The 26,257-nt window shown below is 66.8% G+C and carries 18 protein-coding genes; 13 read left to right on the top strand and 5 right to left on the bottom strand.

Features of this window, described 5'->3' with window-relative positions:
- Nucleotides 1-51 precede the first annotated feature (51 nt).
- The 4 genes from GQB03_RS12830 to GQB03_RS12815 are packed head-to-tail and all read left to right on the top strand — an operon-like array spanning nucleotide 52 to nucleotide 6,999.
- Nucleotides 52-1,920, top strand: coding sequence for an HlyD family efflux transporter periplasmic adaptor subunit (locus GQB03_RS12830; RefSeq protein ID WP_159689821.1), 1,869 nt, complete (start codon nucleotides 52-54; stop codon nucleotides 1,918-1,920).
- Nucleotides 1,921-1,948: 28 nt separating this feature from the next.
- Entirely contained in the window at nucleotides 1,949-4,096 is a 2,148-nt protein-coding gene (locus GQB03_RS12825) for a peptidase M50 (protein WP_159689818.1), read from the top strand.
- Nucleotides 4,089-6,104 (top strand): preprotein translocase subunit SecA, encoded by a 2,016-nt coding sequence (locus tag GQB03_RS12820; protein WP_159689815.1) that lies wholly within the window; start codon nucleotides 4,089-4,091, stop codon nucleotides 6,102-6,104. Before GQB03_RS12825 ends, GQB03_RS12820 begins: the two co-directional genes overlap by 8 nt.
- A gap of 4 nt (nucleotides 6,105-6,108) precedes the next feature.
- Nucleotides 6,109-6,999, top strand: coding sequence for an efflux RND transporter periplasmic adaptor subunit (locus tag GQB03_RS12815; protein WP_159689813.1), 891 nt, complete (start codon nucleotides 6,109-6,111; stop codon nucleotides 6,997-6,999).
- A gap of 24 nt (nucleotides 7,000-7,023) precedes the next feature.
- Here the strand turns inward: GQB03_RS12815 and GQB03_RS12810 are convergent, their stop codons facing one another.
- Nucleotides 7,024-9,117 carry an ATP-dependent helicase gene (locus GQB03_RS12810; protein ID WP_159689810.1) on the bottom strand — a complete coding sequence of 698 codons (2,094 nt, stop codon included), beginning with the start codon at nucleotides 9,115-9,117 and terminating at the stop codon, nucleotides 7,024-7,026.
- A gap of 355 nt (nucleotides 9,118-9,472) precedes the next feature.
- Between GQB03_RS12810 and GQB03_RS12805 the strand changes: the two genes are divergently transcribed.
- The 3 genes from GQB03_RS12805 (at nucleotide 9,473) to GQB03_RS12795 (ending at nucleotide 12,241) form a co-directional block, all read left to right on the top strand.
- A complete protein-coding gene (locus GQB03_RS12805; protein ID WP_407644538.1) occupies nucleotides 9,473-10,381 on the top strand; it encodes a putative RNA methyltransferase in 909 nt (302 codons plus the stop codon).
- 180 nt (nucleotides 10,382-10,561) lie between these two features.
- The gene (locus GQB03_RS12800; protein ID WP_200832213.1) at nucleotides 10,562-11,233 is read left to right on the top strand and encodes a lamin tail domain-containing protein; all 672 of its coding nucleotides are present in this window, start codon (nucleotides 10,562-10,564) and stop codon (nucleotides 11,231-11,233) included.
- Between the two features lie 18 nt (nucleotides 11,234-11,251).
- Nucleotides 11,252-12,241: an SdiA-regulated domain-containing protein gene (locus tag GQB03_RS12795; RefSeq protein ID WP_159689808.1), complete on the top strand. Its 990-nt coding sequence runs from the start codon at nucleotides 11,252-11,254 to the stop codon at nucleotides 12,239-12,241.
- 86 nt (nucleotides 12,242-12,327) lie between these two features.
- Here the strand turns inward: GQB03_RS12795 and ppk2 are convergent, their stop codons facing one another.
- Nucleotides 12,328-13,257 (bottom strand): polyphosphate kinase 2, encoded by a 930-nt coding sequence (gene ppk2 / locus GQB03_RS12790; protein WP_159689805.1) that lies wholly within the window; start codon nucleotides 13,255-13,257, stop codon nucleotides 12,328-12,330.
- 252 nt (nucleotides 13,258-13,509) lie between these two features.
- Here ppk2 and GQB03_RS12785 point away from each other — a divergent pair, with 252 nt between their 5' ends.
- Nucleotides 13,510-14,214, top strand: a complete 705-nt coding sequence (locus GQB03_RS12785; protein ID WP_159689802.1) for a hypothetical protein — start codon at nucleotides 13,510-13,512, stop codon at nucleotides 14,212-14,214.
- A 56-nt stretch (nucleotides 14,215-14,270) separates the two neighbouring features.
- On the opposite strand, the gene GQB03_RS12780 is transcribed toward GQB03_RS12785, so the two are convergent.
- From GQB03_RS12780 to GQB03_RS12770, 3 genes are read right to left on the bottom strand one after another with little or no spacing between them, the layout of a single operon-like run.
- A complete protein-coding gene (locus GQB03_RS12780) occupies nucleotides 14,271-16,112 on the bottom strand; it encodes a TRAP transporter large permease (RefSeq protein ID WP_159689800.1) in 1,842 nt (613 codons plus the stop codon).
- 59 nt (nucleotides 16,113-16,171) lie between these two features.
- Nucleotides 16,172-17,200, bottom strand: a complete 1,029-nt coding sequence (locus GQB03_RS12775) for a TRAP transporter substrate-binding protein (protein WP_235027051.1) — start codon at nucleotides 17,198-17,200, stop codon at nucleotides 16,172-16,174.
- A gap of 3 nt (nucleotides 17,201-17,203) precedes the next feature.
- Nucleotides 17,204-18,145, bottom strand: coding sequence for a TRAP transporter TatT component family protein (locus GQB03_RS12770; RefSeq protein WP_159689797.1), 942 nt, complete (start codon nucleotides 18,143-18,145; stop codon nucleotides 17,204-17,206).
- Between the two features lie 611 nt (nucleotides 18,146-18,756).
- Between GQB03_RS12770 and GQB03_RS12765 the strand changes: the two genes are divergently transcribed.
- The 5 genes from GQB03_RS12765 to GQB03_RS12745 all read left to right on the top strand — a co-directional run bounded on the left by GQB03_RS12765 (nucleotide 18,757) and on the right by GQB03_RS12745 (nucleotide 26,250).
- Nucleotides 18,757-19,389 (top strand): ParA family protein, encoded by a 633-nt coding sequence (locus GQB03_RS12765; protein WP_159689795.1) that lies wholly within the window; start codon nucleotides 18,757-18,759, stop codon nucleotides 19,387-19,389.
- A gap of 98 nt (nucleotides 19,390-19,487) precedes the next feature.
- On the top strand, nucleotides 19,488-20,489 hold the full coding sequence (locus GQB03_RS12760; protein WP_200832212.1) for an LLM class flavin-dependent oxidoreductase: 1,002 nt from the start codon (nucleotides 19,488-19,490) through the stop codon (nucleotides 20,487-20,489).
- Between the two features lie 82 nt (nucleotides 20,490-20,571).
- The gene (locus GQB03_RS12755; RefSeq protein WP_200832211.1) at nucleotides 20,572-21,924 is read left to right on the top strand and encodes a mechanosensitive ion channel family protein; all 1,353 of its coding nucleotides are present in this window, start codon (nucleotides 20,572-20,574) and stop codon (nucleotides 21,922-21,924) included.
- Nucleotides 21,925-22,336: 412 nt separating this feature from the next.
- Nucleotides 22,337-25,822: a PAS domain S-box protein gene (locus GQB03_RS12750; RefSeq protein ID WP_159689789.1), complete on the top strand. Its 3,486-nt coding sequence runs from the start codon at nucleotides 22,337-22,339 to the stop codon at nucleotides 25,820-25,822.
- Entirely contained in the window at nucleotides 25,819-26,250 is a 432-nt protein-coding gene (locus GQB03_RS12745) for a response regulator (protein WP_159689787.1), read from the top strand. The genes GQB03_RS12750 and GQB03_RS12745 overlap by 4 nt, the downstream gene beginning before the upstream one ends.
- Nucleotides 26,251-26,257: the final 7 nt, after the last annotated feature.

Here is a 26,257-nt window from a genome sequence, read left to right as displayed (position 1 = left end):
CCTGCCCGCAGCCCGGCGGGCTGAGGGCGGCGCTGCCGGCAGCACGGCAGCATGACCCAGACCGCATCCGTCCATTCCATTGCCGCCGAGGATCACGCCCGCGCGGAGTCGGCGGCCTGGGCGCAGTTTTCCGCGGCTTCCGATACCGCTGCGTTCTGCCGCAGCTGGCTGGCCATCCTGTGTACCCAGGTGGAGCGGGTCAACGGCGCGTTGTTGCTGTCGCGCTCGGATGCGCAGGGCGCCTTCGCGGTGGCCGCGGTGTGGCCGGATGCGGGGCGCACCATGCAGTACCTCGCGCCGATCGCCGAGCGGACCCTGATCGAAGGACGCGGGATCGCCTCGGCGCCGGACGGCGTGTCGCCGCCGGTGCTGGATCAGCCCGCCTACGTGGGTTATCCGGTGCAGGTCTCGGGCGCCCTCGAAGCCGCGGTGGTGCTCGACCTCGCGCCGCGCAGCGAGGCTGAGTTGCAGCGCGCGCTGCGCCTGATCCACTGGGGCACCGCCTGGCTGGTCGATGATTTCCGCCAGCACGCGCTGGCGCGCACCCAGGCGCGCCTCGATCGATTCGGCGTGCTCACCGACCTGGTGGCCACCGCCATGCAGGAGCGGCAATTCGGCGCCGCGGCAATGGCGGTGGCCAACGAGCTTGCCGCGCGGCTGGGCTGCGAACGCGTCAGCCTGGGCTGGGAGGCATCGGGCTCGATCCGTGTGGACACGCTCTCCCACACCGCGGATTTCGACCGCAAGGCCGAACTGGTGCGTTGCATCGGTGCAGCCATGGACGAGGTGCTCGATCTCGATGTGGCGATCGTGTTCCCGCCGGCGAAGGCCGACGACCTGGGCCTGCTGGCTCACGCCGATCTTGCGCGTGAATGCGGCGATATCGGCATCGTCTCGGTTCCGCTGGTCGAAGGCGGTGTGACCTGCGGGGTGCTGACCCTGGAACGTACCGAGGGCGAGCCTTTCGGCGAGGGAGAGGTCGAGCTTGCGAAGACATTCGGCCTGCTGCTCGGGCCGATCCTCACACTCAAGCGCGAGAACGACAAGGGTGTCCTCGCGCGCGCGTCGGACGCTGCCACCGGGCAGCTGCGCAAGCTGTTCGGGCCACGCCACCCGGGTTTGAAGCTGGTGGTGTTCGTGGTCGCGGCGCTCGCGGTAGTCCTGACCTTCGTCGAGACGGACTATCGCGTCAATGCGAAGACCGTGATCGAGGGTGCGGTGCAGCGTGCCGCGGTGGCGCCCTTCGACGGCTATCTGCTCGAAAGCCTTGTCAGGGCGGGCGACCGGGTGAAGCAGGGGCAGGTATTGTGCCGCCTCGACGACCGCGAACTCAGGCTGGAAAAAACCCGCTGGCTGTCCGAGCGCGAACAGCTCATGCGCAAGCATCGACAGGCGTTCGCGGCCGGTGAGCGCGCGACCATGACGGTGCTCGCGTCCCAGATCAGCCAGGCGGAAGCCCAGCTCGCCCTGGTCGAGGACAAGCTGGCCAGAGCGACGCTGGTCGCGCCATTCGACGGCATCGTGGTGTCGGGCGACCTGAGCCAGTTGCTGGGCTCGCCGGTGGAGCTCGGTAAGAAGCTCTTCGAGATCGCGCCGCTCGATGCCTACCGCGTGGTGCTGCAGGTCGACGAGCGTGACATCACCGACGTCGGTCTGGGGCGCCCGGGCAACCTGGTCCTGTCCGGCCTCGCCGGCGAGGTCATGCCCTTCGAGGTGGAGCAGGTCACGCCGGTGGCGACCGCCGCCGACGGGCGCAACTATTTCCGCGTGGAGGCGCGTCTGCTGAACCCGTCGGTCCATCTGCAGCCGGGCATGGAGGGCGTGGGCAAGGTCGATGCGGGCAAGCGACGCCTGCTCTGGATCTGGACCCACAGCCTGGTCGACTGGCTGCGCATGGCTGCCTGGAACTGGCTGCCATGAATGCCGTCGCGCCTCGCGCGCAGCATCGATGAGCGCGCCGCTGCTGAGCAGCATCTGGTACCGCGTGGCGGGGCTCAGGCCGGCGCTGCGCACCCAAGTGCGGCTGCACAGGCATCGTTATCGCGGCGAGGTGTGGTACCTGCTGCAGGATCCCGCCTCGAACCGGGTGCATCGCTTCACCCCGGCTGCACGCCTGCTCATCGCGGCGATGAACGGCGAGCGTACCGTTGCCGATCTGTGGGCGCTGGCGGGACGGCAGCTCGGCGAAGATGCCCCGACCCAGGACGAGGTCATCCAGTTGCTTGCGCAGCTGCACGGTGCCGACCTGCTGCGTGCCGACGTGACGCCCGACGTGGCCGAAGTCTTCGAGCGCGGCGAGCGTCAGAGCCGCGCCAGGCGCACCCGCTCGTACGCGAACCCGATGGCGCTGCGCATTCCGCTGTGGGATCCGGACGCCTTCCTCAACCGCATCGCGCCCTACGTCGCGCCGCTATGGGGACGCTGGGGCGCGTGTTTGTGGTTGCTGGTTGTGCTGCCGGCGCTGGTGCTGGTGGCGGTGCATTGGAGCGAACTCACCCACAACCTCTCCGACCGCGTGCTCGGTGCGCACAACCTGCTGCTGCTGTGGCTGGTCTTCCCGGTCATCAAGGCGCTGCACGAGATGGGTCACGCCACCGCCACCAAGGCGGGCGGTGGCGAGGTGCACGACATGGGCATCATGTTGCTGGTGCTGTTCCCGGTGCCCTATGTCGAAGCCTCGGCGGCGACCGTGTTCCCCTCCAGGTACCGGCGGGCGCTGGTCGGCGCGGCCGGGATGATCGTCGAACTCTTCATCGCCGCGTTGGCGCTCTACGTATGGCTGCTGGTCGAGCCCGGCATGGTCCGCGCCCTGGCCTACAACGTGATGATCGTGGCGGGCGTGTCGACGCTGCTTTTCAACGGCAATCCGCTGCTGCGCTACGACGCCTACTACATCCTCGCCGACCTCATCGAGATGCCGAATCTCGCGCAGCGCTCGCTCGCCTACTGGGGCTACCTGCTGGAGCGTTACCTGCTCAGGATCGAGGGGGCCGAGCCGCCCGAGGCATCCACCGGCGAGAAGACCTGGTTCGTGTTCTACGGTCTCGCCTCGTCGATCTACCGGGTGCTGGTGACGGTGGCGATCGCGCTCTTCATCGCCAGTCGCTTCTTCGTGATCGGTGTGCTGCTGGCGATCTGGGCGCTGATCGCCACTGCGGTGGTGCCGCTGGTGAAGGGCGTGCGTCATCTGCTCACCCATCCCCGGGTGCATCGCAACCGTGGCCGCGCGGTCGGTATCGCCGCCGGCCTGCTGACCGGTCTGCTGCTCGTCGTGGTGCTGGTGCCGGCACCGTTTCGCAGCCAGGCCGAGGGCGTGGTGTGGCTGTCGGAGCAGGCCACCGTGCGGGCCGGGGCGAACGGCTTCCTGGGGCGCTTCGTGGTCACGCCGGGAGAGCGGGTTGCGGTGGGTGATGTGCTGGCGCAGAGCTACGACCCCGAGCTCGAGGCGATGATTCGCCAGGGCGAGGCGCGGGTTGCCGAGCTGGCGGCGACTTACGCGGTCTATTTCGTCGATGATCGCGCGCATGCGCAGGTCGTTGCCGAGCAGCTCGCCGCCGAGCGGGTGGCGCTCGAGCACCTGCGCACGCGCTCGGCGGATCTGGTGGTGCGCAGTGCCGCCGACGGGGTGTTCATCGCGCCCGGCTGGCAGGACATGACAGGACGCTACTTCGGCAAGGGCGAGCCGCTCGGCTACGTGACCGACAAGGTGCGCCCGCTTGCGCGGGTGGTGGTGAGTCAGGACGAGATCGATCGGGTGCGGCTCGCCACCGATCGGGTGCAGATCCGAATGGCGCAGAACTTCGGCGAAGTGCTCGACGGGCGCATCGTCCGCATGGTTCCGGCGGGCGAGGCGGCGCTGCCCAGCCGTGCGCTGTCCATTGCCGGCGGCGGACAGATCGCCGTCGATCCGCAGGACCCGCATGGCGACAAGGCCTTGTCACGCATGTTCCAGCTCGATGTGATGCTCGAGGGCGATACCCACGTGGCCTTCTTCGGCCAGCATGTGCGGGTGCGCTTCGACTTCCGTCCCGAGCCGCTGGCCAGTCAGTGGTACCGCGCGGTACGTCGGCTCTTCCTGACCCATTTCAATGTCTAGGGCCGCGATCTTTCCCGACGTGCACGATTTCGCGCCGTCGCGGCCCTATGCGGAGCGCGAGGAGGAAGAGGCTCGCTGGCACGACAAGGCCGCGGAGTTCCTGATCGGCCATGCCCTGCGCGTCCTCCCCGAGCGGGTGCGCCTCCCTGCCAGGAACCTGGAAGGGCTGGCCGCACAGGTCGAGCAAGCGGGCGGGACGCTGCATCACGAGAGCGATGCACGGCTGCGCGAGCGGGCGCATGGCCTGCGCCGCCGTCTGCGTCGCGAAGGCCTGGCGACCGAGGTCGTGACCGAGAGTTTCGCCATCGTGCGCGAAGCCGCGGCGCGGACCCTTGGCCGGCGTCACTACGGGTCGCAGCTCATGGCAGGGGCGGCGCTTCTCGACGGGCGTCTGGTCGAGATGGCGACCGGGGAGGGGAAGACCTTCGCTGCCACGCTGCCCTCGTGCGTGATGGCGTTGGCAGGCTACCCGGTCCATGTGATCACCGTGAATGACTATCTCGCCGCACGCGACGCCGAGGAAATGGCGCCGCTCTACGAATTCTTCGGCCTCGGCGTCGGTCGCGTGGTGCAGGGCATGGAGACCGCCGAGCGGCGCGACGCCTATGCGTGCGCCGTCACCTATTGCAGCAACAAGGAACTGGCCTTCGACTACCTGCGTGACCGTACCCGCTTGGGCGGGCGCACCAGCCGGTTGCATCTCGCCCTCGACCGCATCGGCGGCGCGGAACGACGTGACGGCCAACTGGTTCTGCGCGGCCTGTGGTACGGCCTGGTCGATGAGGCCGACAGCGTCTTCGTCGATGAGGCACGTACGCCGCTGATCCTCTCCTCGTCTTCCCCCTCGCAGAACGAGGGGGAAGACTGCCTGCGCGCGCTCGAGCTTGCCCGCGCGCTCGAGGCGGGGGAGGACTACCGGGTAGACGCAGGCGAGCGGCGGGTGAGCCTGACGCCCGCGGGCGAAGCGCGGCTGGCGTCCCTCGCCGATGGCCTCGACGGCGCCTGGCTGCTGGCACGCGAGCGCGAGGAACGGGTGAGCCAGGCGCTGTCGGCGCTGAAGCTGTTCCATCTCGACCAGCACTATGTGATCAGCGAAGGCAAGATCCAGATCGTCGACGAATCCACCGGCCGGGTCATGCCGGACCGCTCCTGGGAGCGCGGCCTGCACCAGATGATCGAGACCAAGGAGGGTTGCGCGCTGACCGAGCGGCGCGAGACCCTCGCGCGGATCACCTACCAGCGCCTCTTCAGGCGCTACCTGCGTCTTGCCGGCATGAGCGGTACGGCGCGCGAGGTGGCGCCGGAGATCCGCAAGGTGTATCGCCTCGAGGTGGTGCCGGTGCCGCTCAACCGGCCTTCGCAACGACGGCGCCTGCCCGATCGCCTGTGCACTACCCTGCAGGAAAAATGGTCGTTCGTGGCCGAGCGCGCCGGCCAGGTGGCGCTCGGGGACGGCCGGCCGGTGCTGATCGGCACCCGCTCGGTGCAGGCTTCGGAAGCGCTCAGCAGGGTACTGACCGAGCACGGCATCGGTCACGCCCTGCTCAACGCCAAACAGGACGGCGAGGAAGCACGCATCATCGCCGAGGCCGGGCAGCCGGCAAGGGTGACGGTGGCGACCAACATGGCTGGGCGGGGCACCGATATCCGTCTCGGCGCCGGCGTGGCCGAACGCGGCGGGCTGCATGTGATCCTCACCGAGTTCCACGAGTCGCGGCGGGTGGATCGGCAGCTCTTCGGGCGCTGTGCCCGTCAGGGCGATCCCGGCAGTTGCGAGGTGATCGTCTCGCTCGAGGACGAGGTCTTCGCGGTGCACGCGCCGCGCCTGAGCGCATGGCTGAAACACTTCGCCAGCCAGCGTGGCGGGGTGCCCGGGTGGGGCTTGCGCAGCCTGCAGCGGCTGGCCCAGGCCGCGTCCGAACAGCGCAGCGCGCGGGTGAGGATGGAGAATCTGAAACTCGATCGTCGAATGGAAAAATTGCTGGCCTTTTCGGGCCGGGGAGAATGAAAGGATGCCCGCAGTGCGTGTGCGAATGCGTGTGGTCGGAACCCGATGGGCCGTGCTTCCGTTCCTGTTGGGGGCGGGCGCCGCGCTGGCCGCCGCGCCTTACGAATGCCTGATCGAGCCGGTCCAGGTGGTCGAGCTGCGCAGTCCGGTGGAAGGGCTCATCGACAAGGTCAATGTGCAGCGAGGCGATGTCGTCAAGCGGGGCCAGGTGCTGGTCGAGCTCCGCTCCGAGGTGGAGCGCTCGACCGTCGAGCTTGCCCGCTATCGCGCCCAGATGGGCGGTCGCATCGCCGCGGCACGCGACCGGCTCGACTATGCCCGCAAGAAGGTCGCCCGTCAGCGCGAGCTGCACAGTCAGAATTTCGTGGCGGCCCAGGTCCGTGACGAGGCGGAGACGGAGATGCGCCTGGCCGAGTCCGAGCTGCGCGAGGCGATCGAGAATCAGGAGCTGTCGCAGCGGGAATACCGGCGGGCGGTCGAGCTGCTCAATCAGCGCGAGCTGCACAGCCCCTTCAACGGCGTGGTGATCGACCGCATGCTCAACCCCGGCGATCTTGCCGAATCCGGCACCGGGCGCAAACCGGTCCTCACGCTCGCTCAGATCGACCCGCTGAGGGTCGAGGTGGTCCTGCCGGCGCAGGCCTACGGCCGCTTCAAGGTCGGGATGGTCGGCGAGGTGAGCCCGGATGGCTACGCCGGCAAGTTTCCGGCCACCGTGACGGTCATCGACCCGGTGCTCGACGCGGCGAGCGGCACTTTCCGGCTGAGGCTCGAACTGCCGGGGCGCAAGGGCGGGCCGCCGGGCGGGGTGCGCTGCAGTGTGGCCTTTCCCCAGCTCAAGGCCGATGCGGGCGACCAGGCTGGCCTGCAGGCGACCAGCACGAAACGCAATTGAGACGCTTGCCGTCGGCTGCGCCCGCTACCGCCACATGCCCCGCATCCGGGCAGCCAGGTCCACCGCCTGTGCTCTCGACTCCGGCCTCCCTTCCAGCCCCGGTGGGGGCTTCGGCCAGCTGACCTGTTGGAAGCGTCCGAGCAGCGCGTTCGGAATGAAGCGGGTACGGCTGGCATAGACGTGGCGGTCGCCGCCGCCAGCCTGGTTCGAGGCGTAGAAGCGCTGCGGCACGACCAGGTCGAGATGGTCGCGGGCGCGGGTCATCGCCACGTAGAGCAGGCGCCGCTCTTCGTCGATCTGTTCGGCGCTGCCGGTGGCGAGATCGGACGGCAGGCAGCCGTCGACCACGTTGAGCAGGCTGACCGCGCCCCACTCCTGGCCCTTGGCGGAGTGGATCGTGGAGAGGATGAGGTAGTCCTCGTCGAGCTGCGGCACGCCCGCCTCGTCGCTGGTGGCATCGGGCGGGTCGAGGGTGAGCGCGGTGAGGAAGCGTTCGCTGGTGGGGTAGGTGGCGCCAATGCGCAGCAGCTGGTCGATGTCGGCGCGGCGCACCTCGGCATCCTCGAAGAGGCGCTCCATCTGTTCGCGGTACCACTGGCCGAGCGCGTCGAAGCCGGCCGGCCAGGGCGCGCGCGGGTTGCCGGCGTTCTCGACCAATGCGGCGAAAGTCCGCCATGCCGGGCGAAGCGAATCGGGCACCGGTTGTTCGCCGAGCAGGTCGCAACCGGCCGGTGCGTCGCGCAGGTTGTCGAGGATGCGGGTGGCAATCCTGGGGCCGATGCCGGCGAGCAGTTGGAGCGCACGGAAGCCGGACACCCGGTCGCGGCGGTTCTGCGCGAAGCGCATCACGGCAAGCAGGTCCTTGACGTGCGCGGCCTCGAGGAACTTGAGGCCGCCGAATTTCACGAAGGGGATGTTGCGGCGGGTCAGCTCGAGTTCGAGCCGGGCGCTGTGATGTGCTGCGCGAAAGAGCACCGCCTGGCGCTTGAGGCGCAGTCCTTCTTCGCGGCGTGCCAGCACGGTGTCGACGATGAACCCGGCCTGGTCGGCGTCATCGCGGACCGATACCAGCCGCGGCACCGTTCCGCCCTCGCGGGCGGTCCACAAGTCCTTGGTGAAGCGCTCGCTCGCCGCGGCGATGACCGCATTGGCAGCGGCCAGGATCGCCGCGCTGGAGCGGTAGTTCCGGTCGAGCGTGACTACCCGCGCCGGTGGATCGAAGGCCTGCGGAAAGTCGAGGATGTTGCGTACCGTGGCGCCGCGAAAGCCGTAGATGCTCTGGGCGTCGTCGCCGACCACGGTGAGGCCGCGGCCGTCGGGCTTGAGGCCGAGCAGGATCGCCGCCTGCAGGCGGTTGGTGTCCTGGTATTCGTCGACCAGCACATGGGAGAACTGCGCGCCCACCGCGTCCGCCAGCGCGGGCTCCTGCATCATCATCGACCAGTAGAGCAGCAGGTCGTCGTAGTCGAGCACCTGCTGCGCCTGCTTGGCCTCGACGTAGGCGGCGAAGAGGTTCTTGAGTTCATCCGCCCACTCCGCGCACCACGGAAAGGCCTGCTGCAGGACATCGCCGAGCGGGCTTCGGGTATTGACCGCGCTGGAGTAGATCGCGAGGCAGGTGGCCTTGAGCGGGAAGCGCCTCGCCTGACTGGATAGGCCGAGTTCGTGGCGCACCAGGTTCATGAGGTCGGCCGAGTCCTCGCGGTCGTGGATCGTGAAACCGGGGTCCAGGCCGATGCTGCCGGCGTACTCGCGCAGCAGGCGGGCGCCGATGCTGTGGAAGGTGCCCGACCAGGGCAGGCTCACGCCGCTCAGCTGGCGATGTTCCTGCGCTAGCTGCGCGACGATGCGCGTGACCCGCCGCGCCATCTCGTCGGCGGCGCGCCGCGAGAAGGTGAGCAGCAGGATGCGCCCGGGATCTGCCCCCTGAACGATGAGATGCGCCACCCGGTGGGCGAGCGTGTTGGTCTTGCCCGAGCCTGCCCCGGCAATCACCAGCAGCGGCGCATCGGTGTCGTTTCCCGGCTCGCCGCATCGATTGCCGCAAACGGCCTCGCGTTGCGCAGGATTGAGCTGCTCGAGATAGCCCGGCGTGACCGCCACGGCGTCATCGTTCATGTCTGCGCGCATGCGCTATCGGGCGCTTCGGTGAACCCTACCTGGCCCGACCGCGAAGCGTCCCCGGCATCGCTTTCCCCAGGTCTTGGAATCAGCTCGTCGCAGCACGGGCAGGCCCAGGCGGAGAGTCCGGCGCAGCGCACGCGTTCGAGCGTCTCGGTGGCAAGCGGGTGGTGGCAGTGCGGGCAGATGAAGCGTGGCATGGTTGTGGCGCAGATGTGTGGCTGTTCGCGCGGGAAAGGGCCCTGCCCTGGCAGGGGCGCTCGCGACCGGATTGAGGCTGTAAATATATATAGCTTTCGGCCGACCTTCAAGATCGTTTTCGGCAGGCCGGGTGCGCGCCGGATTTGACAGCGTGGCCGAACGCCTCAAACTGGCGGCCGGACCGATCCTCCTCGTGTGTGGTTTCATTTCAATGTCGAACATCATTTCTTTCGAGCAACTCGCCTGTCCGCTCGATGGCGGGCCGCTGAGGCGCAGCGGCATGGCATGGCGCTGTCCGGCAGGCCACAGCTTCGATGTATCCAGCCAGGGCTACACGCATCTGCTGCCGGTCCAGCAGAAGCGCTCGCGCGATCCGGGTGACAGCAAGGAGATGGTCGCGGCGCGGCGGCGTTTCCTGAACGCCGGCCATTACCAGCCGCTCGCCGATGCGGTCGGCGAGACGGTGCTGGCAGGGCTGGCGCCGCAGGCGGGTTGTGCCTGCCTCGACGCCGGCTGTGGCGAGGGCTATTACCTGCGCCGCCTCGCGGCCCGCACGTCGCCGGCGCTCACGCTTTCGCCGCTCGGCCTGGATATCTCGAAATGGGCGGTCCAGGCGGCGGCCAAGCAGGATCGGCGCATGCAGTGGCTGGTGGGCAGCAATGCCAACCTGCCGGTGCTGTCTTCGACGCTCGACCGGGTGTTGTGCATGTTCGGGTTTCCGGTCTACCCGGAGTTCGCACGGGTGCTGAAGCCGGGCGGCGTGCTGGTGCAGGTCGATGCCGGGCCGGACCACCTGCGCGAGCTGCGCGAGATCATCTACCCGGCGCTCAAGCCCGAGCGCGTGGCCGATACCGTAGCACCGGCAGGCTTCGCGCTGCTCGGCAGCGAGGCGCTGCGCTTCCCGGTGAAGCTCGAGGACGCCGGGCAGATCGCCGACCTGCTGCTGATGACGCCGCACCTCTTTCGCGCCGGCCCGGAGGGCCGGGCCAGGGCGTCGGCGCTGACGGCGCTGTCGCTGACCGTTGACGTGCGCCTGCTCCGCTTCGCCCGTCAGGGCTGACCTGACACGCCCCAACGTTCGTCTCGGCACGCCACCGCCCGGACGAGCGCTTCTCCTGCCAGTGTCATAGCCGCGCAACATTCCCGCGACACGCTGCAAGGTCGCGTTGCCGCACGGGGCGCGGGCGGCGGCCCGGCGATCCGTGCGGCCGCTTCTTCCGATGCATTCAGGAGCTGGACAATGAACAAGGTCAGAAAACCCGCGCTCGGCCTCATGGCCGCAGCGCTCTTCGCAGTTGCGGGCATGGCACATGCCGAAGTCAGGATCACCGAAGTCGCGCCATGGAGCAGCGGCGATTCTCCGATCGGAGCCGACTGGTTCGAACTCACCAATACTGGTGTCTCGGCCGTGGATCTTGCCGGCTGGTCGATGGACGACAACTCCGCCATCGCGGGTGTGGCGCCACTCAGTGGCGTGAGCAGCATCGCTGCCGGTTCGTCGGCCATCTTCGTCGAGGGCGACAGCACGACCACCGCGAGCTTCATCAACACCTGGTTCGGTGGCAACGCGCCGGCAGGTTTCGCGATCGGCACATACTCCGGCAAGGGCGTGGGTCTGAGCACCAGCGGCGATGCGGTCAACGTGTTCGATGCGGCCGGCGTGCTGCAGGCCAGCGTGAGCTTCGGTGCGTCAACCTCCGGCCTTAGCTTCGACAACGCCGAAGGGTTCGATGGCGGCACGATCTCCCGCTTGAGCGCGGTCGGTGTGAATGGTGCGGTTGCCGCGCTCGGTGACGCGACCGAAATCGGATCGCCCGGTCGGGTTGCCGCGGTCCCGGAGCCGGAGACCTATGCATTGATGCTGGCGGGTCTGGGCCTCATCGGCGGTATCGCGCGCAAGCGTCGCGCCTGAGCCTTGGGAGTGCAGATCATGAAGCTTCGTAAGCTGACCGTCGCACTTGCGGCGCTGGTGTCGATCGCCGCGCAGGCCGCGACATCGCTCGATCTCGGCAACTACCGGGTGTCGGGCACCTATGGGCTCGATGTGCTCGCCGGTACGAGTGGTGGAATCTCGGGTCTCGAGGCGTCAGCGGTGGCCTATGCCCGGGATCGTGGCTCGCTGTTCTTCGTCGGCGACGAAGGCACCGGTGTGGTGGAGGTTTCGCTGACCGGCCAGACCCTCGGCAAGATGGCTTTCGACTGGACCGGCACCGGCAGCACCAAGCACGACACCGAGGGCCTGACCTACCTGGGCGGCGGGGTGCTGGTGGTGGGTGAGGAGCGCCTCTTCGACGCCTACCGCTTCAACTACGTGAATGGTGGCACAGCCCGTCTGGCCGACGCCGCGGTATCGCTAAGTGACGCAAACGTCGGCAACAACGGCATGGAAGGCATCAGCTACGATCCGCGCGGGGCAGGCAGCTTCGTGGCGATCAAGCAGCAGGATCCGCAGGACATCCTTGCCGGTAACCTGAGCTTTGCCGCCGGCCTGGCTGGCGTGTCGAACATGACGACGCTTTTCGATCCGGCCCTGATGGGGCTTGCCACGCTGTCCGACGTGCAGACGCTCTCCCCGGTCGATGCGCTTGCCGGCACGGCAGCTGCCGACAACCTGCTGGTGCTGAGCCTCGGCTCGAGAAAGCTCGTCGAAGTGACCCGTACCGGACAGGTGCTGAGCAGCTTCGACCTCTCCGGGGTGCTACCGCAGAACGCCATCGAGGGCGTGACGGTGGACGAGAAGGGCACCATCTACCTGGTGGCCGAGCAGATCCAGGACGGCATCCTGCCGCCGAATCCGCAGTCCCAGCTGATCGTGCTCACCGCCGCGGTTCCCGAGCCGGAAACCTGGGGCATGATGCTCGCCGGCCTCGGCCTGCTCGGTGCCGCGGCGCGGCGCAGGCAGCGCGCCGGGCAGCGCTGAATCACGTTCGGCTCATCACAAACAGGCGCCGCGGCGCCTGTTTTTCCTTGGCCGGGGTGCGGCCCGGGGCGCGCCGGAGCATGTGCTCAGTAGATCGACGGGACCAGCATCTCCGGCGGAACCGGATGGCGGAGGTAGTCGGGGTTGTGCACCCGCGCGGGCAGTTCGACCGGCTCGCGCGGGATCTCTTCGTAGGGCACCTGGCTGAGCAGGTGGTGAATGCAGTTGAGGCGTGCCCGCTTCTTGTCGACACCCTCGACGATCCACCACGGTGCCTCCGGAATGTGGGTGCGCTCGATCATCTCTTCCTTGGCCTTCGTGTAGGCCTCCCAGCGGCGCCGTGATTCCATGTCCATGGGACTCAGCTTCCACTGCTTGAGCGGATCGTGGATGCGCATCAGGAAGCGGCGGTGCTGTTCGTCGTCGGTAATCGAGAACCAGTACTTGATGAGGATGATGCCGGAGCGCAGCAGCATCTTCTCGAACTCCGGCACGGTTCGGAAGAACTCTTCGTACTCGTCGTCGCTGCAGAAACCCATCACCCGCTCGACCCCGGCGCGGTTGTACCAGCTGCGGTCGAACAGCACGATCTCGCCGCCGGCTGGCAGGTGCGGCACATAGCGCTGGAAATACCACTGCGTGCGCTCACGCTCGCTTGGTGCGGGCAGTGCCGCCACACGGCAGACGCGCGGATTGAGCCGCTGGGTGATGCGCTTGATGACGCCGCCCTTGCCCGCGGCATCCCGGCCTTCGAACAGCACCACCACCTTGAGCTTCTTGTGCACCACCCAGTCCTGCAGCTTGACGAGTTCGCCCTGCAGGCGCAGCAGTTCGCGGAAATACCGGCGTCGGTCGAGATCCATACCCGCCGTCGCGGTTGCGGTTGCTTCATCGATCAACGCATCCATGCGCGCGTCGTCGATCTCCATTTCGAGTTCTTCGTCGAGGCTGTCCAGCATGTCGGCGTGCAGTCGCCGCGCTTCCTCGGAGCGTGTTTGCAAAAGGCTTTCGTTCATTGAGATTTCTGCCGCCGCGCAAGGCGGCTTCCTGCGCGATTGGTGGACCCGGGCGACGCTATCGCAGATATGTGACAGAAAAATGACAAGGGGTTTGACGGGCGCCTGTCTGTTCCTTCGCTTGAAACCGGCTTCGTCTAATAGAATAATAAGTTATTACCCAATTGGGCCGGATCGCCGGATGTTCGTGTTGGCGTTCGGCGCTTCCCGACGGGGGCAAGCCCCTGTCACATCGTGAAAGTGGAGATGGCAATGAGTGTGAGTGAAGTTCCCGAAACAACGAGTAGCGGCACGGTGGCGCCGGAGGCCGAGAAGGCTGTCGCTGCCCAGCCCGTGCCGCAGCCGGAGGTCAAGACCGCCGAATCCGCGCAGACAGCCGCGACAAAGACGGTCGAAACCGCGGCAACCGTGTCGGCACCCGGCAGCAGGCCGCCACGCAAGGCGCCTGCGAGCAGGGCAAAGACGCAGGCCGCAACCGTGAAAAAGGCACCGGCTTCCAGGCCCGCACCGAAGCCTGCTCCCAAGGCTGTACCGAAGCCTGTGCCGAAGGCGCCCGCGCCGGAGAGCAAGGCAGTTGCGGTCGCCCCGGAGCTTCCGGCGGACGAGGCCCTCGCCAAGGTGATCGAGGTCGCGAAGAAGGCGAAGCCCGCGAAGGCGCCCAAGATGGCTAAACCCGCAAAGGCCAAGGCCCCCAAGGTGAAGACGGCCAAGGAGCCGAAAGCAGCCAAGCCACGCAGCGACCGGATGGTCAATGAGAAGTTCTCGCTTCTCGAAAGCGAACGTGCCGCCCTCAAGGCCCGCCGTATCGAGCTCAAGGCAGCCGGCCGTGCGGTCAGCAAATCCGAGCTGCTGCGGGTTGCTCTAGGTGGGCTCGCCAGCCGCAAGAGCGAAGACATCATCGCGATGGTTGCGGCACTGCCCGCAGAGTCGAAGGTGAAGCGCGGCAAGAAGAAGTAGTCGCAACCCGTAGTGGGCGCTTCAGCACGTGTCGCCACCCGAGGGTGGCGCCGTGCTCAGTGTCCGAGTGCGCGCGGCAGGAAGAGCGACAGCGCTGGCAGGTAAGTCACCAGCAGTACGCCGATGGCCAGTACACCGAGCGCCGGCAGCACCGCGCGCGCGACTTCGCCGATCGGTTTTCCGAAGCGATAGGAGGCGAAGAAGAGATTCATGCCGACCGGCGGGGTGAGGAAGCCGAGCTCCATGTTGGCGAGGAATATGACTCCGAGATGGACCGGGTCAATGCCGAAGGCCTTGCCGATGGGGACGATCAGCGGCGTCACGACGATGATCGCCGAGAAGATGTCCATGAACGCGCCGACCAGGAGCAGCAGCAGGTTGAGCGCCAGCAGGAAGACCCAAGGGGAATGGATGGTGGCCTGTACCCAGTCCGATACCTGTTCGGCGATCTGCGCGTCGATCAGGTAGTTGGTGAAAGCGAGTGCCATGCCGAGGATGAGGATGATGCCGCCGACCAGCAGGCCGCACTCGGCCATCACCCGCGGCACGTCACGACGCACTGACAGGTCGCGATAGATCACCACCTCGACGATGAACGCATACAGGGCGGTCAGTGCTGCGGTTTCGGTGGGTGTCACCAGACCGCTGGCGAGACCGCCGAAGGTGACCAGCGGAATCGCCAGTTCCCATTTGGCGTCACCGATCGCGGCAAGCGCTTCGCGGCGGTCGAAGGCTTGCGGTGTGCTGTCGCGTGGCTGTCGCCAGATGCCGAGCGCGATCAGCATGGCGGTCATCGCCGCTGCCGGAACGATGGCCGCCAGCAGCATGGTTTCGATTGGCTGGCGGGCGATGATCGCGAACAGGATCAGCGGCAGTGCCGGCGGCATCAGCACGCCCAGCGAGCAGCCGCTGGTGATCAGTCCGATGCCGGCGCGCTCCGGATAGCGCACACCACCGAGCAACGGCAGCAGCAGGCCGCCGAGAGCGAGGATGGTGACCCCCGAGGCGCCGGTGAAGGAAGTGAAGAAGGCGGTGAGCAGCACCGTGACCAGCGCGGCGCCGCCCCGCAGCCCGCCGAACAGGGCGCGGAACACGCGGATCAGGCGCTGCGGCGCGCCGCCTTCCGCGAGAAAGTAGCCGGCCAGGGTAAACAGCGGGATCGCCGGCAGCGAGGGATTGACGGTGAGCTGGTAGTGGTTGAGCGGGATCGCTGCGAGCGGCAGATCGTCGCCGGCGAAGAGCACCAGCGCGATACCGCCGAGGACGATGAAGACCGGGGCGCCGAGCGCCGCCGCCACCAGCACCAGGGCCAGCCCGGGTGTGACGATTCCGTCACCGGCATGCTGCAACAGCCACCACAAGCCTGCGGCGAGTATCAGGGCGAGTGCCCTGCCAGGCCGCTGCTCGGCGCTGCGAACCAAAAGCCGCGCGGCGATCAAGGCGAAGCCGAGCGGCATCGCCGCTTGCACCAGCCACAGCGGAATACCGTAGGCAAGCAGGTTTGCGCCCTCGCGCTCGACCGAGACGAACTCGATGGCGGCACTTGCCAGCGTGGCGCTGACCGCGATCGCCACCGCCGCCGCGAAGATCCGGGCCGGCGGCTGCAGTCGTGTCGGCAGCCGTGTGGCGAGGCCGCCCATTGCGAGCAGGCGGCCTTCGCGCGCGGCCACCGCGGCGCCCAACATGCCCACCAGCAACACGCAGTGCTGTACCAGCGTGGCAGCATTGGCAATACCGATCGACAGGGTGCTGCGCAGCACGATTTCGGTCAGCGGCAGCACCACCATCGCCGCCAGCACGAACGACAGCACCAGGTCCTCGAGCTTGTGAAGCCGCCACCAGATGCCGGCGCGTTCCGAAGGGGCGTCGTAGAGCAGGGGAGGTGAGCTGGCTGTCATCGGCGTGTGCTCCGGCAGGCGACAACGGTGCCCCCGCCCTGGTCGGTGAGCTGCACGGCTTACTTGCGTGCGCGGTATTCTGCGAGCAGCCGGGTGACCTCGTCGAAGGTCTCGGCGGGCACCAGCTTGCCGCGGATCTGCGGATAGATGGTGGCGGCGAAGTCGCGCCATTCGGCATCAAGAGCGGGCGTCAGCGGGGTGACCTTGAGGCCGCGCTTGACCATCGCCGCCACGGCCTCGTCGACCTCGGCGCGCGCCTTGTTGCGCATCTCGGTGCCGGCCCTGGCCGCGGCTTCACGCAAGGCGGTCTGGCCTGCCGGCGTCATCGCTTCCCAGGCCTTGCGGGTCACCACCAGGGCACCGACGATCGGCGCCCAGTCGAGGTCCAGCATGTAGGGTGCGGGGCCGTTGAACTGCGCCGCGAGGGCGTAATACGGCGTCGCCGGCACGACCTCGATGAGACCGGTTTGCAGCGCCGGCAGGATGTCAGAGGTCTCGAGCGAGACCGGCTGGTAGCCGAGCGCCTTCATGATCTCCATCTGTTCCGGCTCGCCGGCCCAGGTGAACATCTTCATGCGCTTGTAGTCCTGCGGATGCGCGGCGGGACTGCGTGAGAAGAAGCGCACCCAGCCGGCGTCGCCCCAGGACAGCACCACGTAGCCCTTGTCGAGAAACTTGCGTTCCATCGCCGGGCGCAGCTTCTCCCGCACGTAATCGACCTCGGCCCAGCTGCGGAACATGAGCGGCATGGTCTGCAGCGCCGACACCGATGGTTCGATCTCGCGCAGCCCGACCACCGACAGCAGCCCGCCGTTGAGCTGGCCGATGCGCATCCGTTTTACGGTGTCGATTTCGCCGCCCTGCGCGCCATCGGTGAAGATGGTGATCGAGGAGCCGTCGGCCTGGGCCTTCTTCCAGCTCTCGCCCATCTCGAGCAGGGCGCGGTGGTACAGCGAGTTCCTCGGGGCCAGCGTGCCGAGTCTGAGCTTGACCGGGTCTGCCGCGGCCGGCTGGGCGAGGCCGATCGCCAAGGCCGCGGCGATCAGCCCGGCCAGTTTCATGAAACGGTGTCGGGGTGCGAATGTCATCTGTCAGTCCACGAAGAGCTCATCGGTCCGGCCGAGCAGCCAGCGCGCACGCCGCTGCATGACGAGGTTGCTGAGCCGCCACTTCGGCGTAGCGTCGGCATCGATCGCCAGCGCGGTTTCGAGCAGGCTGCTGAAGCGGGCCCGGTCCTGGCTGGCGATGGCGACACTCTCGGCCAGCGCCAGATAAGGGCCTGCCTGCTGCCCACCGCTCAGCGCCACCGCGCGCTCGAAGTGAGCGTCGGCGCGGGCGACGCGGTCACCGCCAGGGTCGGGGCGGGCCATCGCATAGGTCACCATGAAGCTCTGCAGGGCGCCGTCGTCGAAATCGGGGTCGAGCGCCAGCGCGCGGTCCATGATCGCGCTCACTGCTGACAGGTCGGCGACTGCGTCGGGGTCGTCCTTGGAGAGGCTCAGCAGCGCCGCCCATGCTGCGCCGGTCCAGTACAGGCGGGCGGTGTCGTCCGCGGTGAAGCCGGCCACTGCCTCGCGCGGCCTGTCGCGCAGCGCCGCGGTGATGCCCGGCTGTCGGATCTCGAGGCTGCGCAGGCCGTAATCGCGGGCGCGGCGATAAAGCCTGCGCGCGCGCTCGCGCAGTGCAAAGGCTTGGTCGAGATCATGCGCCTCGGTCTCGTCGGCCTGCTGCTGGACGAAGGCGTAGGAATACTGGGTGAAGCCGCGGCAGGCGGCGAGCAACAGGCCGGGGTGCTGTGGGCGCTGTGCGAGCAGACTTTCCAGGAGCTTCAGCGAGAACGGGCTGGCGTCGCGGATGAGGCGCGGATCGTCGTCGCTGGCGAAGACCTGGCCGCCATCGGCAAGTGCGTCGCCCAACCGGTCCACCGCGAGTTGCTGCATGGCGCAGGCGTTGAGCAGCAGGGCTGCCGCAAGCGCCGGTGTGAGACGGCAGAGGCGCGGGAGGATACGTCGCGTGAGGCTGTGGGCAAACACTGGGGGTGGGCCGTTTTCGAGTCGGCGGAGTGTAGCGATGGCCCGCTGGACAGGGCAAAAGAACTTTTTGTTAAGGAAAAGTTGCGATTTTGCTGCGCAACATGCTCGAGCCTGCGCCGGGCGAGCGGATTCTCTGTGGCCCCTCGTATACCGGGTGTCCTGTGGTACGAGGTCGGTACCGGTCACGACCGGGGCGAAGGCGAGACGGTGACAGCGGATGCCGGGCCCGCAGATTGCCACGAAGCTTGCACCCGCTCATCCGGCCCGTGACCGATCGATCATCGATATACCCTGCGGAGGCGATCAAGCTGTCCACCGATTTGTGTGCATTTCCTGTGGACAAGCTGTGCGTCAGGCGTGCAAGCGACTGAAACGTCTGCGCCGTTTGTGTCTGCCCGATTTGGCAGCACACACCGGATTACCGATTCCGGGGTGGGGCGAGGTAGATAGGATTGCGCGGATACGTTACCCTTTTTGCCATGCATGTCCGGTCGCCAGACCGCTCCGCCGATCTTCCGCCGGCTGATCCCTTGCTCCGCGCCGGGTTGAGCCGCACCAGTACACCGAAGCGGGCAGGCGCGCCCGCAGGACAGCGTCACGAAGGCTGCACGATGCGTAAAATTCTGGTCGCCAACCCGAAGGGTGGCTGTGGTAAATCAACAATTGCGGTACATCTCGCGAGCTGGTTCGCGATGAATGACGAGGTCGTCTTCATCGGCGATCTGGATCGGCAGCAATCGAGCCGGCACTGGCTCGACCTGCGTCCGCCTTCCCAGCCGAAGATTCACCACTGGGAGCCGACCGATGAGCTGGTGGCGCCGCCCAAGGGCTGCAGCGTGGCGATCTTCGATACGCCGGCCGGCCTTCATGGCAAGCGCCTCAAGCAGCTGCTGGGTGAGGTGGACCGGGTGATCGTGCCGGTGTCGCCGTCGCGCTTCGATATGATGGCAAGCCGGGATTTCTTTGAAGAACTCGCGCAGGTCAAGGCGGTGCGCAAGGATCGCGTCGGCGTGGGCATCGTCGGCATGCGGGTCGATGCGCGAACCAATTCGAGCCGCGAGCTCGTCGATTTCCTCGAGCAGTTCGAGCTGCCCCTGCTGACCTGCCTGCGCAGCACCCAGCGCTATGTCCGGGCGCTCGAATCCGGCGTGACGCTGTTCGAAAGCAGTGACGCGGCAGCGGCGATCGACCGCCTGCAGTGGCAACCGCTGCTCGAGTGGCTGGTCACGCGCCGGGCGTCCTGATATCGGCACTTTCCGCCGCAAGCGCGTAAGCTTCGGCCTTGCGCGGCGGGCTTCGTCGTGGTCGGGCTGCGCAAGGCCTTGATCTCTGGATGCCGGCGATGAAATCACTGCAAGACATACACTTTTCCATGCTTGACCTGGTGGCCGTGCGCGAAGGCGGGACGGTCGCCGACGCCTTGGCGGTCGCGGTGCGTACCGCACAGCATGCCGAATCACTCGGTTTTTGCCGTTACTGGCTGGCCGAGCACCACAACATGCCGGGTATCGCAAGTTCCGCCACCGCCGTGCTGGTCGGCCATATTGCCGGTCAGACCCACCGCATCCGGGTGGGTTCGGGCGGCGTCATGCTACCCAACCACGCACCGCTGGTGGTCGCTGAGGCCTTCGGCACCCTCTCGGAACTGTATCCCGGGCGGATCGACCTCGGGCTGGGGCGGGCCCCGGGCACCGATCCGGCGACGATGCGTGCATTGCGTCGCGACCGGCCGGAGACCGAGGCGGATTTCCCGAGAGCCGTGGAGGAACTGCAGCAATTGCTGGCCCCACCGCTTCCTGGGCAGCGCCTTGTGGCGATGCCTGGCGCGGGCACCGAGGTCCCGATCTGGCTGCTCGGTTCGAGCCTGTTTTCCGCCCGTCTGGCTGCGGAAAAGGGCCTGCCCTATGCGTTCGCCTCGCACTTCGCGCCGCGCCAGCTGCTGCAGGCGATCGACCTGTATCGCAGCCTCTTCCGGCCTTCCGCGGTGCGCTCGAAACCGTACGTGATCATCGGTGTGCCGCTGATCGCCGCACCCGACGATGACGAGGCGGAGTATCTCGCGAGCAGTACCTATCAGCGCGTGCTCGGGATCCTGCGCGGCGATCGCCGCCCGCTGCAGCCGCCGGTGCAACGCTTCCGCGAACGCTTGTTACCGGAGGAGCGTGGCGCAATCGACGATTTCCTCGCCGCCGCGGTGATCGGCGGGCCTGCAAGGGTCGCCGCCGGTCTTGCTGCGCTTGCCGAGGCGACTGCCGCAGACGAGTTCATGTTGGTCAGCGATGTCTTCGATCCGGCGCGTCGACTGCGCTCCCTCGACATCGCGGCGGCGGCGCGCGGGACCTGAGGGTCGGCCGGCTGTCGCGTCAGGTGGCGCGCTTGCGAGCCTTGCACGGTTGGAACGGCCTTTGAAACGGAGAGAAGGGTAGATGGATCTGGACATCCGGGCACTACTCGATCGCATGCCATCGCTGGTCGCGGTAATGACAGCGCCCGCGTTTCTCTATCAGGCGGGTGTCTTGCTGGCTTCGGCACTGGCGACCTGGCTGTTGCATCACCTTTACAACGAGTCGCTGCGTGCCCGGATCTACGCGCGGCCGCAGCACAGTCTGGGGCGCTTCCTGTTGCGGACGCTTCAGCGGGTACTGCTGCCGGCCTCGATGCTGGTCTGCGTGCTGCTCGGCCGCGGCATTCTCGGCAGCATGGGACAACCGGTGGGCCTGCTCGAGGTGGCGGTGCCGCTGCTGGTCTCGCTCGCGGCGATTCGCCTGCTGGTTTACGGACTGCGCAAGGGCTTTCCGGTAACGCCCCAGCTCAAGGCCTGGGAAAACATCATTGCCGGCAGCATCTGGGTGATGGTCGCGCTGCATCTGCTGGGATGGTTGCCGGCGGTCGAGGCGACGCTCGACGAGATCGCGATCACGATGGGCTCTTCGCGGATTTCGCTGCTGGCGACGATCAAGCTGATCGCCCTGATCGCAGTGCTGCTGACGCTGGCCTTCTGGGTTTCGGGGGTGATCGAGCGGCGCATGCGCGCGTCGCCCAACATGACGCCTTCCCTGCAGGTGGCTTTCGGCAAGTTCAGCAAGGTGTTCCTGATTACGCTGGCATTCCTGCTGGCGATCGATGCGGTCGGTATCGACCTCACCACGCTGACCGTATTCGGCGGTGCGCTCGGGGTTGGCATCGGCTTCGGTCTGCAACGCATCACCAGCAACTTCATCAGCGGTTTCATCCTCGTGCTGGATCGTTCGATCAAGCCCGGTGACGTGATCTCGGTCGGTGCCAACGATGCGAAGTTCGGGTGGGTGCAGGAATTGCGCGCACGCTACGTGGTGGTGCGCGATCGCGATGGGGTCGAGCGCTTGATCCCGAACGAGAATCTGATCACCTCCGAGGTGGTCAACTGGAGCTACTCGGACACCAATACCCGGGTGCGTATTCCGGTGCAGATCAGCTACGACGATGACCCGGAGCAGGCCATGGCGTTGTTGCTCGAGGCTGCTAAGGCGTCGTCGCGGATCCTCTCCGACCCGGTGCCGGCCGCGCGGATGCTTGCTTTCGCTGACAGCGGCATCCAGCTCGAACTGCGCATCTGGATAAGCGATCCCGAGAATGGCATCGGCAATGTGCGTACCGAAGTGAACGTGGCGATCTGGAAGCTCTTCAAGGCTGCGGGCATCACCATTCCCTATCCGCAGCGCGATGTGCACTTCAAGTCGGCGCAGGTATCGCCTGGCGCGATCGAAACTGCCGCGAACGAGGCCGAAAGTCCCGACTGAGCACGTTTCCGGCGATCCATTGCGCGGAATGCCGATGTCCCGAAGCGCGGGGCGCAGCGTTGTGGCGCCGTCCGTCAGTGGCTGCTAAGGAGACGGGCGGTAGCGGGCCGAAAATCTCACATTTTTCGCGACAGGCTTGCGGTGGCCCGGTTGCCGCAGCAACATGACGTCTGCGTCCCGCCGCGCATCGCAGCGGTGTGCTTCGAGAAGCGCGGAGCCCTTGGGTTGGCGGCGATGATTGAACCGCGATTGAGCTATTGAATATGTCTACAGCATCCGGCGTTCGGATGGGAGGGGTCAGCGGATCGGCCAATGGGCTCGGCGGACATGATGTGCGCCATGCGTGCCGTGCCGATCCGCCCGAGTCGCGGTGTCCGCCGTCTTGCGTGTTGCGGCGCGGACCCCGCCGGGGATGGCCAAGGTGAAACGGCAACGGGAAGCCCATCTTGTGGGCGGAAAGGCACGCGCATGGCTGCTCGCCATCCTCGCGGTACTGGCGGTGTTTGCCACCGAGCAGGTGATTGAACGCCTGGCGAGCGATCGCGCGCTGGAGCGGGAGCGGAACGGCGTCCTCGATCAGCTTGCCACGCTGCGGGCCAGGCTCGAAGGCGGAATCAATGCCAACATCTATCTGGCTCGCGGATTGACCGCGGTACTTGCCGCGCAGCCTGGGCTCGATCAGGCCGGTTTTTCGGCGATCGCTCGCGGCCTCGTGAACGAGGGGAGCGCTCTGCGCCTTGTCGCCGGAGCCCCGGATCTGGTGGTCTCGCTGATGTACCCGATGGCCGGCAACGAGTCGGTTGTCGGCCTGGACTATCGAAGCCATCCGACACAGCGGGATGCAGCGCTGCGCGCCCGCGAGAGTGGTCGCACGGTCGTTGCCGGCCCGCTCCCGCTGATACAGGGCGGACTCGGCATCATCGTTCGCGAGCCGGTTTTCCTGCCTGCCGAGGGCGGCGTCATGGCACCGCGTTTCTGGGGGCTGGTGTCGGCGGTGATCGATGCCGATAAGCTGTATCTCCAGGCCGGATTGAAGGATCCGGCCAGCGGTCTGCGACTTGCCTTGCGGGGCACCGATGGCAGCGGCGTGCAGGGGCCGGTCTTTTTCGGGGAGGCCTCGATCTTCGCTTCGCGACCGGTCACGCTCGATGTCCCGTTGCCGTCCGGCAGCTGGCGCCTGGCGGCCGAGCCGGTTGCCGGATGGGGGCGTGGCGGTTCCGGCGAAGGTGATCTCATTCGGCTGATGGGGATCGTTGCCGCAGCGGTGGGTGGGCTGCTCGTCTTCGGCCTGGTCCGCCGGACGCAGGCGGTGGCCAGCCACGGTGCGCGTGTTGAGGCCCTGCTCAATACCGTGCCGGATCTGATCTGGATGAAGGACCCGGGCGGTGCCTTCCTGGGATGCAATCCCTGCTTCGAGCAGTTTTTCGGCGTGCGTGACGAGGACATCATCGGCCGCCGCGCAGAGCATTTTCTTTCTGGAAAACAGGCGGCGGCCGGCATCAGCGTGTCCCGCGGCATCGACGAGTGGATCAGCTACGATCGCGACGGGAACGAGCGCGTGTTCGAGGCGATCAATACCCCGGTCACCGGTGCGGGTGGAAATCTGATCGGCATCCTCGGCGTGGCCCGGGACATCACCGAACGCAAGCGCGGCGAGACGGAACTGCGCCGCCAGCACGCGATTCTCGACCGTACCAGCCGCCTCGCCCGGGTCGGCGGCTGGGAGCTCGATGTGGCCGGCATGCGGGTTTCCTGGACCGACGAAACAGCACGGATCCATGGCCTGGAACCGACCCCCGGCGTCACTGTGTCGCAGTGGCTGACCCTGTTCCAGGAGGCGTCGCGCAGGATCATTGCGCAGGCCTTGAAGGATGCGGTGGAGCAGGGCAAGCCGTACGACCTCGAACTGGAACTTGCTGTCGACCGCGGCCGCGCCCGGTATGTCCGGACCATCGGATTCCCGGTCGCCGAGAATGACAAGGTGGTGCGCATCGAGGGGGCGATCCAGGATATTTCCGCGCGTCGCGCAGCCGAGGCCAGGGCGCAGCAGGGAGAGTTGGTGCTCGATTCGGTGTTCGAGGCATTGCCCGACATGTTCTTCCTGCTCGAGAAGGACGGCACGATCCGTGACTATCGGGCGCGGCGCGGCACGCTCTACATGTCGCCCGAGCGCTTTCTCGGCAAGCGGATGGTCGAATGTCTGCCGCACGAGGTCGCCACGCGTATCGAGGCCGGAATCGCGGCGCTCGCCGACGGTGCGGCGCCCGTGGTGGTCGAGTACGAATTGCCGGTGCCGGGTGGCACGAGGTATTACGAGGCCCGGTTGAGCAGCCTCCCCGGGGGCGCCAAATGCATCGCGGTGGTGCGGGACATGACCGACCGCGTGTTGGCACTGGCCGAGCTTGATTCGCAGCGCCGCGAATCCGCGTTTCTTGCCGATGTCATCGAACGCTCGTCCCAGCCCGTGGCCGTCGGTTTGCCCAATGGCGCGATGGGGCGCTGCAACCAGGCGTTTCTCGATCTGGTCGGATACACCCGTGAGGAAATTGCAGCGATCGATTGGGAGCGTGATCTTACGCCCGCGCACTGGTTGCCCAGGGAGCGAGAGGCCCTTGCGACCCTGCACGCGACCGGGCGTCCGGTACGTTACGAGAAGGAGTACATCCGCAAGGATGGGCGTCTGGTGCCGATCGAGATCTATGTCGACATCGTCCGTGGCATGGACGGGGTTGCCGAAGCCTATTTCGGGTTCGTCACCGATATCACGGAACGGCGACGCGCCGATGCGGCGCTGCGTGAGAGTGAGGCGCGCTATCGGCAGTTGTTCGAAAACAACCCGGCGCCGATGCTGGTCTACGAGCGAGGCAGCCTGCGGCTGCTGGCGGTCAATTCGGCCTTCGTCGAACACTACGGCTACAGTCGGGGGGAGGCGCTGAAAATGCTGCTCACCGATCTCTATCCCGAGGCCGAGCGACCCAGGATTGTCGAGATGGCGTCGAAACTGAGTGGCCTCGCCTATGCCGGGGAGTGGCAGCACCTGCGCAAGGACGGCAGCGTGATCATCATCGAGGCACGTTCGCATGACATCGATTACCGGGGGCACGTCGGGCGCGTCGCGGTAATCAATGACATCACCGGGCGCAAGCATCTCGAAGAGCAGATCCGCGCGCTCAACGCCGATCTCGAGTCGCGCGTCGAGGCGCGGACCCGGGAGCTCGAGGTGGCGAACAAGGAGCTCGAAACCTTCACCTACTCGGTGTCCCATGATCTGAAGGCACCGTTGCGTGGCATCGACGGCTACAGCCGCCTGCTGCTGGAGGATCATCGCGACCAGCTCAATGATGAGGGCCGACTGTTTCTCGAGAATGTGCATCGCGGCGTGCTCCAGATGAACCGGCTGATCGAGGATCTGCTCGCCTATTCCCGTATGGAGCGGCGCGCGCTGCAGGGCGAGCCGGTTTCGCTGGCCGAGCAGATCGAGCGCGTGCTCGATGAGCGGCGCGCGGAGATCGAAGCACAGGGCATGCGGATCGAGGTGGCGGTCGACGGCCTCGTGCCGAAAGGGGACCGCGAAGGGATTGCGATGGTCATTCGCAATCTGGTGGACAATGCCATCAAGTTCACCAAGGGGGTCGCGTCCCCGTGCCTCAGTCTCCGGGGACATCAGACAGAGGACCGGATCACGCTCGAGATCGCCGATAACGGCATTGGCTTCGAGATGCGGTTTCATGATCGAATCTTCGAGATATTCCAGCGTCTGCAACGAGCCGAGGACTATCCGGGTACCGGTGTCGGGCTGGCCATCGTGCGCAAGGCGATGTTGCGCATGGGCGGACGTGTCCGAGCGCAGAGCGCACCCGGCGAAGGTGCCACCTTCTACCTGGAGTTTCCCCGATGAGTACCGAAACCGATATGCGCCCGATTCTGCTCGTCGAGGACAATCCGGTCGATCTGGATCTGACGCTGCGTGCCTTCAAGCGCAGGAATTTTGCAAATCCCATCGAGGTGGCCCGCGACGGCCAGGAGGTGCTGGAGATGGTGCCGCGCTGGGTTGCGGGCGAGCCCTTGCCGCTGGTGATCCTCCTTGATCTGAAGCTGCCGCGGGTAAGCGGGCTTGAGGTCCTTCAGCAGTTGCGCGACACGCCGGTCAGCCAGAGCGTGCCGGTCGTAGTGCTCACCTCGTCCGACGAGGATGGCGACGTGCAGGCCGCGTATCGCCTGCGTGCCAACTCGTATATCGTCAAGCCGGTCAACTTCGAAAAATTCATGGACGTCGCGACGCAGATCGAGTTGTACTGGTGTCTGATCAATCATCCACCATCCTAGGCTTCAA

Source organism: Cognatazoarcus halotolerans (assembly GCF_009800965.1).
GTDB classification, from domain to species: domain Bacteria; phylum Pseudomonadota; class Gammaproteobacteria; order Burkholderiales; family Rhodocyclaceae; genus Cognatazoarcus; species Cognatazoarcus halotolerans.
This window is presented reverse-complemented; position numbering and strand designations above follow the sequence as displayed.